The organism is Streptomyces sp. NBC_01431 (assembly GCF_036231355.1).
Taxonomy (GTDB): Bacteria; Actinomycetota; Actinomycetes; order Streptomycetales; family Streptomycetaceae; genus Streptomyces.
Genome location: NZ_CP109496.1, coordinates 1,921,487 through 1,935,422, shown reverse-complemented (window position 1 = coordinate 1,935,422; position 13,936 = coordinate 1,921,487). Strand labels below are relative to the sequence as shown.

The following is a 13,936-nucleotide window of genomic DNA, read 5'->3' as shown; positions in this document are numbered from 1 at the left end:
ATCGCCCTGCGGGCCGGTTCCCCTCCTCAGCCCCTGTGCAGCCTGAGCGTCACGATCTGGAACGGCCGCAGGGCCAGGGCGATTCCGTCCGCCGAGAGTGGGGCTTCGTCCAGCGGCCGTTCCAGCAGGTCGGTGACGTGCGCCCGCACACAGGGGAACCCGGGCCGCAGCGTCGCCCGGACCCGTCCGCCGGCCGATTCGTACAGCCGCACCACCACATCGCCCCCGCGATCCTCCGCGAGCTTCACCGCCTCGATCGTCACCGCCGGCGAATCCACCTCGACCAGCGGGGCGACCTCGGCCGCCGCGGCGAGCCGCAACGGCAGGTTCAGCGCGAGCCCCTGCGCGACCGCATCGCTCACCCGCGCCCCCGGCAGCAGCGCGTAGGTGAAGCGGTGCCGGTCGACATCGGTCGCCGGGTCAGGGCTGTGCGGCGCCCTGAGCAGCGTCAGCCGTACGGTGGTGCCGAGCCCGGCGGCGTGCGGCTCCCGGGTCACGTCGTGCCCGTACGTCGAGTCGTTGAGCACGGCCACCCCGTACGACGGCTCGGCCACCCGCAGCCAGCGGTGCGCGCAGATCTCGAACCGGGCCGCGTCCCAGCCGGTGTTGACGTGGGTGGCGCGGTGCACGTGCCCGAACTGGATCTCGGCCGTGGACCGTTCGGCGTGCACATCGAGCGGGAAGGCCGCTTTCAGCACCTTCTCGGACTCCCGCCAGTCGACGTCGGTCACGATGTCGACGCGCCCGCTGCCCGAGGCCAGCCGGATCTCCTGCACGATCCGCGAACTCCCGAAGCTCCGCACCACCCGCACGGCCGCGCGCAGCGGACCCCGCTCCACGAGGTCGACCGCGTCCGCGGCGGTGAGGTCGGTGTGCCGCCGCCGGTAGTGCCGGTCGATGTCCCAGGCGTCCCACTGGTTGGGGTGATCGGGATGCAACTGGAGGAGGTTGCCCCGGCTGCCGGGGGCGAGGACTTCCCGGTCGGCGACGAGATCACGCACCGAGGTGAGGAGCCCGTCCTCCCGGTCGACGGTGACCTCGACCATTCCGTTGGACAGGACGATCGTTGAGCTGATCTGACGGACCGTCACTTGCGTCGTCGGTGGAGTCGCGTCCGTCGTCCTCGTCGCCGAGAGCGGGCGGGCGCGGACGGCGAGCAGGGCTCGGCCCGCGGCCAGCGGTTGGCCTTCGGGGGCGTTCTCGGCCGCGGTCTCGACCACCTCGCGCCGCTCGTACGGTGAGGCGTTGAGGACCGCCGTGCGCCCTTCGCCGCCCAGCGCCGCGACCGCGCCCGCGATGATCGCTTCCAGCTCCTCGCACACCCGGGCGTACGTATCCCGGGCCTCGCGGTGGACCCAGGCGATGGACGAACCGGGCAGGATGTCGTGGAACTGATGCAGCAGCACCGTCTTCCACAACCGGTCGAGATTGTCGTAGGGGACGTTGTACCCGGGGGAGTGCAGCGCCGCGGCCGTCACCCACAACTCGGCCTCACGCAACAGGTGTTCACTGCGCCGGTTGCCCTGCTTGGTCTTCGCCTGGGTGGTGTAGGTCGCCCGGTGCAGCTCCAGATACAGCTCACCTGACCACACCGGGGCCTGCGACCCGTACTCGGCCTCGGCGGCCGCGAAGAACGCCGACGGCTTCTCGACAGTGACCCGCGGCGAGCCCTCCAGATCGCGCAGCCGGCGAGCCTTCTCCAGCATCTCCCTGGTCGGGCCGCCCCCGCCGTCGCCCCAGCCGAACGGGACGAGCGAGCGGGTGGCGAGGCCCTTCTCGCTGAAGTTCCGTTCCGCATGGGCGAGTTCGGCGCCGTGCAGCTGGGAGTTGTAGGTGTCCACGGGCGGGAAGTGCGTGAAGACGCGGGTGCCGTCGATGCCCTCCCACCAGAAGGTGTGGTGCGGCATCCGGTTCGTCTGGTTCCAGGAGAGCTTCTGGCTGAGGAACCACTTCACCCCGGCCAGCTTCGCGAGCTGCGGGAACGCCGCGGTGTAGCCGAAGGAGTCGGGCAGCCAGATCTCCTGCGTCTCCACACCGAACTCCGCGAGGAAGAACCGCTTGCCGTGCACGATCTGGCGGGCCAGCGCCTCGCCGCCCGGCATGTTGGCGTCCGACTCCACCCACATCGAGCCGACTGGAGCCCAATTCCCCTGCTCCACAGCCTTTTTGATGCGACGCCAGATGTGTGGCTGGTGGTCGCGCACCCAGGCGTACTGCTGGGCCTGGGAGCAGGCGAAGACCAGCTCGGGGTAGTCGGCGGCGAGCGCCGTCACATTGGCGAAGGTGCGGGAGGCCTTGCGGACCGTCTCGCGCAGCGGCCACAGCCACGCCGAGTCGATGTGGGCATGGCCCGTCGCCGAGACCCGGTGGGCACTGGGCACCGCCGGACGGGACAGCGCAGGGGCCAGCTCGGCGCGGGCGGCGGCCGCGGTGCCCGCCACATCGTGCAGGTCGAGGGCGTCCAGCATGCGTTCGAGGGCCCGCAGGATCTCGTGCCGCCGCGAGCGGTCGGCGGGCAGTTCGCGCATCAGCTCCGACAACACCTCCACGTCCAGCACCAGATGCCACACCTCGTGGTCGAGTACGGCGAGATCGGCAGTCGCGAATCGGTACATCGGCCGATGCCCGGCGGTCCGAACGTCCCCGAGCGGGGTCGGTTCGAAGTCGTGCAGCACCTCCGGATTGGCGGCCGCCTCAAGGAGCAGCGAGACCTCCTCGCCGCCCGCCGCGGGCGCCGCCACCGGAATATGCCGGTTGCGGGGATGGATGCCCTTCAGCGGGACCCCGAAGGCGTCGTACACCAGCCCCTCCGCCTGGAAACCCGGACCCGCTCCGGTGAAACCGGGGTCGAGGACCGCCTCCACCCTGCGTCCGGCCCAGGTCTCGGGCACCCGCCCTTCGATCCGGAACCAGCTGGTCGACCAGGGCCGGCCCCACTCCGTACCGGTCTCGAACGGCTCGTATGCCGCGGTCAACGCCCGGTCGACGGGTACCGGCTCGCCCGGCGCGTGCCAGACGGCCAGGGCGAGCGGTACCCGGGCGGCGTACTGCGCCGGCCGGACGAACTGCCGCAGGGCCCGCTCCAGGCGGCCCTCCACCAGCGATCGGTCGTCATGCATTCGCGACTCCTCGGTTCTCCCTCCAAGGGTTTCCCTTTCGGTCATTGAGGAATCACCATGCGTGACGGCGCCGGGTCGGGGCATGCATCCCGTGTGCATGTTCGAGCGAGGAAGGTCGTCACAACGTGCAGGTGGGGGTTATGACAGGGCATCAGGCAGGACTCGGCCCCGCGGGGGGCGGGCTCGTCCGTACACCTGATGCGCCGCAGACGGACCAGCGTCTGCTGCGCAGGAGAGTGGGGCGCGCGGATCTGAGCGCGGTGCACGAGATACGTCGCGAGCTACGGGAACTTCTCAAGCAGTCGCGGCATTCGGGGGCGGTCGACGTCGCGGAGCTGCTCACCAGTGAACTGGTGACCAACGCGCTCATCCACACCGATCACGGAGCGGTGGTGACGGCCACCGTGGGAGAAGCCGGGCTGCGGGTGGAGGTACGGGACTTCGTGGCCGCGCTGCCCACACCGTACGCACCGTCCGCCGACGACGGCACGCACGGCAGGGGTCTGCTGCTCGTCCAGGCACTCGCGGACGCCTGGGGCGTACACGAACACGGCATGGGGAAGGTCGTGTGGTTCGAGCTGGGCAAGGACGCGACGCCCTAACCCTCCGCGCGCCCCGTGCGGGGCGCTATCCGAATTGCTGCTCAAGGTCCTTCAGCTTGCGCTCCAGGGAGTCGAGCCGCGGGAGCGCCTGGGTGTCGTCCTCGGCGGTGAGGTCCACGGTCCTGGTCGCCGAGGACTCAGTGGTCCCGACGGCCAGGAGGGAGGGCCGGCTTCGCAACGGCAGCTGTCCCGGCTCGGATATGGCCGGCTCCGCGACAGCTTTGGGCTGCGCGGAGCCGTTGGCCGGTCCGATTCCCGGGACGTCCACCTGGCGGCCGCCGCCCCTGCCGCGCCCCCAGGTCCGGTTCTGCCGGCTGAGCGCCTTGAAGTGGGCCCGGTCCAGCTTCTCCTGGTCGCGCCTGCGGAGCTTGTTCTCCTCCTTGGCCCGCCGGTCCTCGCGCACCTCGTCGACCGCCTCGTCCAGCGTGCGCACACCCTCCAGGAGCATCAGCGACCAGGCGCCGAACGTCTCCCTGGGAGCACGCAGCCACCGTACGATCCGGATCTGCGGCAGCGGCCTGGGCACCAGGCCTTGTTCGCGCAGGGCCGCGCGGCGGGTCTGCTTCAGCGCGCGGTCGAAGAGCACCGCCGCCGAAAGGGACATCCCGGCGAAGAACTGGGGGGCGCCTGCGTGGTCGATGCCGCGCGGCGCGTGCACCCAGTTGAACCAGGCCGCGGCGCCCGCGAACGTCCACACCAGCAGGCGCGAACCGAGCGCCGCGTCGCCGTGGCTGGCTTCGCGCACCGCGAGGACGGAACAGAACATGGCCGCGCCGTCGAGGCCGAACGGAACCAGGTACTCCCAGCCGTCCGTCAGATTGAGGTTCTGTCGGCCGAAGCCGACCAGGCCGTGGAAGGAGAGCGCGGCGGCCACCGCCGCACAGCAGAACAGGAGCACATAGGAGGCGGAGCCGTACACCGCCTCTTTCCTTCTGCGCCGCTCCTCGCTGCGCTCCCAGGAGTCGTCGCCAGAGGCGTTGTCACCGGCGCGCTTGCCGCGCGCGAGCACCACCAAAGCCACGACGACCCCCACGATCATCACGCCGCCCGGAAGCAGCCAGTCCAGCGATATGTCGGTCAGTCGCATGCCGTGTCAGTCCCTTGAATCGCTTAGGGCGTATCGGCCGCCATACTGCTCCAGTCGTACGGGACGGCAGGGGGCTTTCGCGGCAAGAGGGCGTCAACACAGGCCCAGGGCAGTCGGATAGGGGTGATTTCCTCGAACTGCCGTGCCCAGTAAGCGAGTTGAGTTCGACCGGCATTCACCCGGATGGGCGGCGCGCGAGTCAGGAGGCGGCGCTGAGCTTCGCCACGCGATCGGCGTCACAAGTGCGCGGACACGTGACACAGGTGTCCTCGGGACGCACGGTGTAGAAGAGGCAGCAGCTGGCCCGGTCCCGGGTCGGCAGCGGGCGCCCGTCGGGCCCGGCCAGCTCCCGGAAGCCGGGCGTGCCCACGTACGGCTTGGCGGTGCCGGGCAGCAGGGCGTCGAGTGCGGCCATCGCGCGCGCCTCCTCGCCGAGCAGGGCGCCGACGTACCAGAGTCCTTCGACGATCTCGTCCGTCGCCATGCCCCACAGCGCCCGCTTGCCGCGCCGCATGCGCGGACCGAAGCCGTCGAGCACCGGCCCGAGGTGCTCGGCCACCGCGGCCCGCACCTCGCCCCGCAGCGCTTCCTCGTCCGGTACGACGCGGGCACCCGCCAGCCCGGCCGCCGGATCGTCCGGCAGGCAGGCGAACTCCCGCACCCGTACGGCCATCCGGCCGCGTGCCCGCTGGAACGCCACATCGGCGACGGGCACCCGCGGCACCCGGCGCTCCAGAAACCACGGCGCCGTCACGAGGAGGCAGGCGGGCCAGGCGTAGCGGTGGAAGCCGAAGGAGGCGATGACGTCCGGGCGGGCCCGGTGTCCGTAGTCCCGCAGGACCTGGGCGTCGTCCCAGGCCAGGAAGGCGTCCAGGGCCGCGCCGCCCGCCGCGAGCTCAGCGGCCCCGACCCAGCCCGCACCCGTCGGCGCCTGCTCCGCCGGTGCCAGCTCCCTGATTCGCAGCGCGGGGAACACCTCGGCGAGGCGGGCATAGGAGCCCTGAACGGGGCTCGGCGCGGGACTGGGCACCAGGGCGGTGACGGTCATGCGGGACCACCGAATCACGATCGTTAACAGGTAAGCCTTACCTTAGCGGAGGTTGGCGATGTTTGAACTCCTGCTTTGTCCGCCTATGGTCTGTGGGGGGCGGACGCGGCCGTAGGAGGCAGGGGTGCAGCAGAGCAGAGTGCGCGAGGCGGTGGTGGCTCCGTTCGGGGCACCCCGCATCCCGGAACAGGCCAGAGCCGGCGACGGCTGTGGCGAGCACACCCGCAGCGAGCCGCCCCCGCCGCGCACCGTCCACCGCCATTCGGTGCGCGGCCAGGTCCTGGCCGCGCTGCGCACCGCCCTGGTCGACGGCGAACTCGCGCCCGGTGAGGTGTACTCGGCGCCGGTGCTCGCCGAGCGGCTCGGAGTCTCGGCGACGCCCGTGCGTGAGGCGATGCAGCAGCTGAGCATCGAGGGCGCCGTCGAGGTCGTGCCGAACCGGGGCTTCCGGGTCACCGAACGCAGCCCGCGCGAACTGGCGGAGCTCGCCGAGGTACGGGCCATGATCGAGGTCCCGGTGATGCTGCGGCTCGCCCGGACCGTTCCCGCGAGCCGCTGGGCCGAACTGCGGCCGCTCGCCGACGCCACCACCGCGGCCGCCGCGACCGGCGACCGGGCCGGCTACGCGGAGTGCGACCGGGCCTTCCACCGCGCGGTCCTCGCCCTCGCGGGCAACGAGCAGCTCGTCCAGGTCGCCGACGACCTGCACCGGCGCTCGCAGTGGCCGCTGACGGCGGCGCCGGCCGCCCGCCGCGCCGACCTGATCGCCGACGCGGCCGAACACCTGGCCCTGCTCGACGCGCTGTGCGCCCGGGACCTCACCGTCGTCCAGTCGCTGGTACGGGAGCACTTCACGGGGTCCGCGCTCTGAGCGGCGGGGCCCGAACCTCCGGCGCCGATCGTCGATCGGTCGAATCAACTCCCTTGCGGCAGGAGCCGGTTCAGCCCACCTGAGAGACCGTCAGACCGCAGTGGCGGGAGGTGTCTCCAGGCGGGCCGCCAGCCACGTCGGTACTTTGAGCAGGCGTACGAGGCGGGCCGCCTCCGTGCGCAGACGGGTCGCGGCCGGCTCCTCCTCGGTGTCGGCGAGCGCGGCCAGGGCGGGAGCCGTACCGATCAGGTAGCCGAGCTCCTCGCGGATGCGCAGGGACTCGGTGAAGCCGTGCCGCGCCTGCGTCAACTCGCCCTCGCGCAGGGCGAGTCCGGCCAGATGGCGCCAGGTGAAGGAGAGCAGCAGGGTGTCGCCGTGCGCGGCGGCGCCCTCGTGGGCGCGGCGGTAGGCGGCGAGGGCGGCCTGGGGCGCGTCGGCCACGTTCTCGGCCAGTAGCCCGCGCCGGAAGTCGAGGAGCGCCCGGCCGCGTCCCGTGGGGGCGGTCAGGGCGGCGGCCCGGCCGAGCGCCGAGCGGGCCTCGTCGGCCCGGTCACGCACCCCGAACAGCGTTGAGGCGTAGGCGAGATAGCCGCGCTCGCTGGCGGCGGCGCCGCGCTCCTCGTCGCTGCGGGCGACGGCTTCGGCGGCGCGCAGCGCCTCGTCCGCCTCCGCCCAGCCGGACTCGGTGTACACGCAGCGCTCGGTGAGCAGGGCGGTGCGCTGGAGTGCGCCGGCCGGTGCGGCGGCGTGCGGTTCGAGCAGGGCGGCGGCGTCCGTCCAGCAGCCGCGCGAGCGCAGCCGCCATACCGCGGTCTGGAGCGGATCCCCGTCATCTGCAGTCGTTCCGGAACCAGACATGGCGGTGTGCGCCACGTTGCCCTCCCCGAGCGCGCCATCGAGCTGCTGAGTCAAGTCCGCATCTCAACACGGAATGGCACGCCGGGCCAAGGGGGGTGCGTGAATGAGTTCACAATCGTCCGACACCGGCCGGAATCGACTGTCAGCTCATACGAAGCGCCAGGAAGAAGTCCAGCTTGTCCTCAAGGCGGGACAGGTCACGGCCCGTCAACTGCTCGATCCTGCCCACCCGGTAGCGCAGGGTGTTGACGTGGAGGTGCAGCCGCGTCGCACATCGCGTCCACGACCCGTCGCAGTCCAGGAAGGCCTCCAGGGTCGGGATGAGCTCGGCCCGGTGCCTGCGGTCGTAGTCGCGCAGCGGGTCGAGGAGGCGGGCCGTGAAGGCGCGGCGCACGTCGTCCGGCACGAACGGCAGCAGCAGCACGTGCGAGGCCAGCTCGTGGTGGCCGGCCGCGCACACCCGGCCGGGGCGGGCGGCCGCGACCCGGCGGGCGTGCCGGGCCTCCTCCAGGGCGCCGCGCAGCCCCTCCGCGGAGTGCACCGCGGCGCTGACACCCAGTGTCAGGCGGCCGTCGTCGGCGAGGCCCGCCGAGAGCGGCGAGCGTACGGAGGCCAGCAGCGCGTCGGCGTGCAGGCCGGACTCCGGGGCCTCGGGGGCGGGCGCGGGCAGCGGCACCAGGGCGATCGCCTCGTCACCGGCGTGGGCCACCGCGATCCGGTCCGAGGACTCGGTGCCGACCACCGCGGGGTCGACCAGGATCTCCTCCAGGAGCGACTGGGCGACCGGCCCGGCCTCGATCTCCGCGCCGCCGTCGCGTTCCCAGTCCACCCGGGCCACCACGACCTGCCAGTGCGGCGCGGTGCCGAGGCCGGGCAGCAGCACCGGGGCGGCGACCCTGAGGCGGGCCGCGATCTCGGCGGGCGCGGCGCCGGTCTGCACCAGCTCCAGAACCTCCTGGGCGAGCCTGCGGCGCACCGCGCGGGCGGCGTCGCGCCGGTCGCGCTCCACGGCGATCAGCTGGGTGACGCCCTGGAGCAGGTCGAGCCGGGCGGCGGGCCAGTCGCTCGCGTCCGCCTCGACGGCCAGCAGCCAGTCCGAAAGCACCGTCTCGCGTACATCGCGGGCGGCGGGCGCGGCGCCGCGCCCGTTGTTGCGGATCGGGAACAGCGAGTAGGCCACGCCGCCGACCGTGGCCCGGTGCGGGCCCCGGCGGCCGGTGCGGGTCGCGCCCAGGTGCTCGGCGGCGAGCGCGGCGCCGATCTCCGGGGTGAGCGGGTCGCCCACGCCCGCGATCTGGCGGCCGGTGGGGGAAAGCACCCAGGCTCGCAGGTCCAGGTCGGAGCCGAGCAGGTCGAGGACCACCTCGGGGCCGCCGCCCGCCGGGCCGGACGTCATGAGCCTGCGGTGGCGGTCCACGACCGCGGCGAGGTCGCCCGCCCGCTCGCCGGACACCTGGCGCACCACGTGCTCGGTGATCGTTGCGAACGCGACCGACTCGTTGACCGCGAACAGCGGAAGGCGATGGCGAGAACAAGCCATCACGAGATCGTCCGGGATCGCGCTCAGCTCGGCTTCGCCGGCCGCCAGGCCCGCCACCCCGGCACCCGCGAGGATGCGTACGAATGGCTCGGAATCTTCGGCGTCCCGCCGCCAGGCGAGGCCCGTCAGAACGAGCTCGCCGCCCGCCAGGTAGCGGCTGGGATCCCGCAGGTCAGTGGTCATCACCCCACGTACCGTGCGGTCCAGCTCGTCCTCGCCGCCGAGCAGCCGCAGCCCCAGCGCCTCGGTCTCCAGAAGTGCGCGCAGCCGCATCGCGTGTCGCCGCCGATCTGTCTTGATGTTGCCGTTGGAAAGCGGTGAGGTAACGGAGCACCGCCTTTCATACGAATCTACAAGACGTGAGCGGAGACCAGCCAACTCCTTCATGGTTTCGGTGACTGCACCCGTGGCAGTCCGGCTTGTGTACTGATTTCACGACGCGTTAACAGCAGATGAACGACCGAGATGTCGAGGGCTCGCCTCCCCGGGGACCCGCGCCAACCACCACGATTGATGAGAGAGGAGAGCTACTCATGGACTTCCTTCGCCCTTCCAGCTGGGAGGAGGCGCTCGCCGCCAAGGCGGAGCACCCCACCGCCGTGCCCATCGCGGGCGGTACCGACGTCATGGTCGAGATCAACTTCGACCACCGCCGGCCGGAGTACCTCCTGGACCTGAACCGCATCGGTGCGTTGAGCCAGTGGGAGATCGGTGAGGACACCGTCCGGCTCGGCCCCTCCGTCTCGTACACCCAGATCATGGAGAACCTGCGTGCCGAGCTGCCGGGTCTGGCGCTCGCCTCGCACACCGTCGCCTCCCCGCAGATCCGTAACCGCGGTGGCGTCGGCGGCAACCTCGGCTGCGCCTCCCCGGCCGGCGACGCCCACCCGGCGCTGCTGTCGTCCGGCGCGGACGTCGAGGTCGAGTCGCAGGCGCGCGGTGTCCGGCTCATCCCGATCGACGAGTTCTACACGGGTGTGAAGCGCAACGCCCTTCAGGCGGACGAGCTGATCAAGGCCGTCCGCATCCCCAAGGCGGACGGTCCTCAGCAGTTCTCCAAGGTCGGCACCCGCAACGCCATGGTCATCGCGGTCTGCGCGTTCGGCCTGGCGCTGCACCCCGAGACCCGCACGGTGCGCACCGGCATCGGCTCGGCCGCGCCGACCCCCATTCGGGCCAAGGCGGCCGAGGAATTCCTGAACGCGGCGCTCGAAGAGGGTGGCTTCTGGGACAACGGCAAGATCATCACCCCGTCGGTCGCCAAGGAGTTCGCCACCCTCGCGTCCGGCGCCTGCAACCCGATCGACGACGTCCGCGGCACCGCGAACTACCGCCGGCACGCGGTGGGCGTCATGGCCCGCCGCACGCTGATGTGGACCTGGGAGTCGTACCGCGGCAACGGCCGCACGCTTGAAGGGGCGGCATAACCATGCGCGTCAATTTCACGGTCAATGGCCGCAAGCAGGAAGCCGACGACGTCTGGGAGGGCGAGAGCCTCCTCTACGTCCTGCGCGAGCGCATGGGTCTTCCGGGTTCGAAGAACGCCTGTGAACAGGGCGAGTGCGGTTCCTGCACGGTCCGTCTCGACGGTGTTCCGGTGTGTTCCTGCCTCGTCGCGGCCGGTCAGGTCGAGGGTCGCGAGGTCGTCACGGTCGAGGGGCTGGCCGACTACGCCGCCCACCGCACCGACGCCCACCCCGGCGCCGGCTGCGCCTCCGGCGCCTGCGGCACCAGCCTGGACGCCGCCAAGCAGTGGCAGGCGCTGCCGTCCAACAGCGGGCTGCGCCCGCGGGCGCAGGGCAGCCAGACTGGTGAAGCGGGCGGGCTCGCCCCGATCCAGCAGGCGTTCATCGACGCCGGCGCCGTGCAGTGCGGTTTCTGCACCCCGGGTCTCCTGGTCGCCGCGGACGAGCTCCTGGAGCGCAACCCCGAGCCGTCCGACGCGGACATCCGCGAGGCGCTCTCCGGCAACCTGTGCCGCTGCACCGGCTACGAGAAGATCCTCGACGCGGTCCGCCTCGCGGCCGCCCGTCAGGAAGAGGCGGTCTGATCATGGCGCAGAAAACCCGCACCGCACCCGCCGGTACACCGACCAACGTCACCCAGAAGCACACCAAGGGCGGCATCGGCGAGTCCACGCTCCGCCCGGACGGCACCCTCAAGGTCACCGGTGAGTTCGCCTACTCCTCGGACATGTGGCACGAGGACATGCTCTGGGGCCAGACGCTCCGCTCCACGGTGGCGCACGCCGAGATCGAGAACATCGACATCTCCGAGGCCGTCGCGATGCCCGGTGTGTACGCCGTGCTCACCTACGACGACCTGCCGGCCAAGACGAAGAACTACGGCCTCGAAATCCAGGACACCCCGGTCCTGGCCCACGGCCGGGTCCGCCACCACGGTGAGCCGGTCGCCCTGGTGGCCGCCGACCACCCGGAGACCGCCCGCCGCGCGGCCGCCAAGATCAAGATCGACTACAGGGAGCTGCCGGTCGTCACGGACGAGGCCTCCGCCCTCGCCCCCGACGCGCCGCTGATCCACGAGGGCCGCGACGACCACCACGCCGGTCACGTCCCGCACCCGAACATCGTGCACCGCCAGCCGATCATCCGCGGCAACGCGGACGAGGCCGCCAAGCGCGCCGACGTGATCGTCAGGGGCGAGTACACCTTCGGCATGCAGGACCAGGCCTTCCTCGGCCCGGAGTCCGGCCTCGCCGTGCCCGCCGAGGACGGCGGCGTCGACCTCTACGTCGCGACCCAGTGGCTGCACTCGGACCTCCAGCAGATCGCCCCGGTCCTGGGCCTGCCGCCGGAGAAGGTCCGCATGACGCTCTCCGGCGTCGGCGGCGCCTTCGGTGGCCGCGAGGACATCTCGATGCAGATCCACGCCTGCCTCCTGGCGCTGCGCACGGGCAAGCCGGTCAAGATCGTCTACAACCGGTTCGAGTCCTTCTTCGGCCATGTGCACCGCCACCCGGCGAAGCTCTCCTACGAGCACGGCGCCACCAGGGACGGCAAGCTCACGCACATGAAGTGCAAGATCGTCCTGGACGGCGGCGCCTACGCGTCGGCCTCCCCGGCGGTCGTCGGCAACGCCTCCTCGCTCTCCGTCGGCCCGTACGTCGTCGACGACGTCGACATCGAGGCGATCGCGCTCTACACGAACAACCCGCCCTGTGGCGCGATGCGCGGCTTCGGCGCGGTCCAGGCCTGCTTCGCCTACGAGGCCCAGATGGACAAGGTCGCGGCGAAGCTGGGCATGGACCCGGTCGAGTTCCGCCAGCTCAACGCCATGGAGCAGGGCTCGATCATGCCGACCGGCCAGGTCGTCGACTCGCCGGCCCCGGTCGCCGAGCTCCTTCGCCGGGTCAAGGCCCGTCCGATGCCGCCCGAGCAGCAGTGGCTGGTGGCCGGCGAGGAGGCGGACGTCCGCGCCCTGCCCGGCGGCCTGTCCAACACCACGCACGGCGAGGGTGTCGTACGGGGTGTCGGCTACGCGGTCGGCATCAAGAACGTCGGCTTCTCCGAGGGCTTCGACGACTACTCGACCGCCCGGGTGCGTCTTGAGGTCATCAACGGCGAGCCCGTCGCGATGGTCCACACGGCCATGGCGGAGGTCGGTCAGGGCGGTGTCACCGTGCACGCCCAGATCGCCCGTACGGAGCTGGGCGTCACGCAGGTGACCATCCACCCGGCCGACACCCAGGTCGGCTCCGCCGGTTCGACGTCCGCCTCCCGGCAGACGTACATGACCGGTGGCGCGGTGAAGAACACCTGCGAGGCCGTCCGCGCCAAGGCGCTTGAGATCGGCCGCCGCAAGTTCGGCTCCTACCACCCCGCCTGGGCCACCGCCGAGCTGCTGCTCGAAGGCGGCACGGTCGTCACCGACGGCGGTGAGGTACTCGCCGACCTGGCGGACGTCCTGGAGGGCGAGGAGATCGACGTCGAGCTGGAGTTCCGGCACCGCCCGACCCAGGCCTTCGACCTCGTCACCGGCCAGGGCAACGGCCACGTCCAGTACACGTTCGCCGCGCACCGCGCGGTGGTCGAGGTGGACACCGAGCTCGGCCTCGTCAAAGTCGTCGAGCTGGCCACCGCCCAGGACGTCGGCAAGGCGCTCAACATGCTCTCCGTCGTCGGCCAGATCCAGGGTGGTACCACCCAGGGCCTCGGCGTCGCGGTGATGGAAGAGATCATCGTGGACCCGAAGACCGCGAAGGTGCGCAACCCCTCCTTCACGGACTACCTGATCCCCACCATCCTCGACACCCCGACCATGCCGGTCGACGTCCTGGAGCTCGCCGACCCCAACGCGCCGTACGGTCTGCGCGGTCTCGGCGAGGCCCCGACCCTCTCGTCCACCCCGGCCGTCCTCGCGGCCATCCGGGCGGCGACCGGGCTCGAACTCAACAAGACCCCGGTCCGCCCCGAACACCTCACCGGCACGTAGACCCTGCCCAGGGGGGTGTCCGGCGGACTCGCGCCGCCGGGCCCCTCCCCTCCCACAAGCCCTCCGGGCGGTGTGTGCCTCCCAGGAACGTCACACTTCCGACGCCCGCACCGCCCGGAGTAAACAAGCAGCCGCACCGCTCGCGGTCTTCGCTTCACAGCAGTACCCAGCACCACATGCAGTACCCAGCACCACATGCAGTACCCGAAACACCAGCAACACCCCGTAGCCATCTGCACTGCGGTACCGGTTCCGGTACCCCCGCAGGAAGCAGACACCGTTCGTCTCGGGCCGTCCCCCGGGTCGTGCAGCCCACGCACCATCCCAAATCCCGCAGCTTGTCTGACCTGAGGACTCAA

The 13,936-nt window shown here is 71.6% G+C and carries 10 protein-coding genes; 5 read left to right on the top strand and 5 right to left on the bottom strand.

Annotated elements, in window-relative coordinates:
- Positions 1-26 precede the first annotated feature (26 nt).
- Positions 27-3,119 carry an alpha-mannosidase gene (locus OG522_RS09075; protein WP_329462431.1) on the bottom strand — a complete coding sequence of 1,031 codons (3,093 nt, stop codon included), beginning with the start codon at positions 3,117-3,119 and terminating at the stop codon, positions 27-29.
- Positions 3,120-3,259: 140 nt separating this feature from the next.
- Between OG522_RS09075 and OG522_RS09070 the strand changes: the two genes are divergently transcribed.
- Positions 3,260-3,721 (top strand): ATP-binding protein, encoded by a 462-nt coding sequence (locus tag OG522_RS09070; RefSeq protein ID WP_329462430.1) that lies wholly within the window; start codon positions 3,260-3,262, stop codon positions 3,719-3,721.
- A gap of 25 nt (positions 3,722-3,746) precedes the next feature.
- On the opposite strand, the gene OG522_RS09065 is transcribed toward OG522_RS09070, so the two are convergent.
- Both OG522_RS09065 and OG522_RS09060 read right to left on the bottom strand, forming a co-directional pair.
- The gene (locus OG522_RS09065; RefSeq protein WP_329462429.1) at positions 3,747-4,808 is read right to left on the bottom strand and encodes a DUF2637 domain-containing protein; all 1,062 of its coding nucleotides are present in this window, start codon (positions 4,806-4,808) and stop codon (positions 3,747-3,749) included.
- 199 nt (positions 4,809-5,007) lie between these two features.
- Positions 5,008-5,856, bottom strand: a complete 849-nt coding sequence (locus tag OG522_RS09060) for a (2Fe-2S)-binding protein (RefSeq protein WP_329462428.1) — start codon at positions 5,854-5,856, stop codon at positions 5,008-5,010.
- A 124-nt stretch (positions 5,857-5,980) separates the two neighbouring features.
- Between OG522_RS09060 and OG522_RS09055 the strand changes: the two genes are divergently transcribed.
- Positions 5,981-6,727 carry a GntR family transcriptional regulator gene (locus OG522_RS09055; protein ID WP_329462427.1) on the top strand — a complete coding sequence of 249 codons (747 nt, stop codon included), beginning with the start codon at positions 5,981-5,983 and terminating at the stop codon, positions 6,725-6,727.
- A 90-nt stretch (positions 6,728-6,817) separates the two neighbouring features.
- Here OG522_RS09055 and OG522_RS09050 read toward each other — a convergent pair whose 3' ends face one another.
- Both OG522_RS09050 and OG522_RS09045 read right to left on the bottom strand, forming a co-directional pair.
- Positions 6,818-7,585: a hypothetical protein gene (locus OG522_RS09050; RefSeq protein WP_329467523.1), complete on the bottom strand. Its 768-nt coding sequence runs from the start codon at positions 7,583-7,585 to the stop codon at positions 6,818-6,820.
- A gap of 142 nt (positions 7,586-7,727) precedes the next feature.
- Positions 7,728-9,398: a PucR family transcriptional regulator gene (locus tag OG522_RS09045; RefSeq protein ID WP_329462426.1), complete on the bottom strand. Its 1,671-nt coding sequence runs from the start codon at positions 9,396-9,398 to the stop codon at positions 7,728-7,730.
- Between the two features lie 260 nt (positions 9,399-9,658).
- Here OG522_RS09045 and OG522_RS09040 point away from each other — a divergent pair, with 260 nt between their 5' ends.
- Genes OG522_RS09040 through OG522_RS09030 form a run of 3 tightly spaced genes read left to right on the top strand, consistent with a single transcriptional unit; the run spans position 9,659 to position 13,577 of the window.
- Positions 9,659-10,552 (top strand): FAD binding domain-containing protein, encoded by an 894-nt coding sequence (locus OG522_RS09040; RefSeq protein WP_329462425.1) that lies wholly within the window; start codon positions 9,659-9,661, stop codon positions 10,550-10,552.
- Positions 10,553-10,554: 2 nt separating this feature from the next.
- Complete coding sequence (locus OG522_RS09035; protein ID WP_329462424.1) at positions 10,555-11,175, top strand: (2Fe-2S)-binding protein; 621 nt, start codon at positions 10,555-10,557, stop codon at positions 11,173-11,175.
- Between the two features lie 2 nt (positions 11,176-11,177).
- Positions 11,178-13,577 carry a xanthine dehydrogenase family protein molybdopterin-binding subunit gene (locus tag OG522_RS09030; protein WP_329462423.1) on the top strand — a complete coding sequence of 800 codons (2,400 nt, stop codon included), beginning with the start codon at positions 11,178-11,180 and terminating at the stop codon, positions 13,575-13,577.
- The last annotated feature ends 359 nt before the right edge of the window (positions 13,578-13,936 follow it).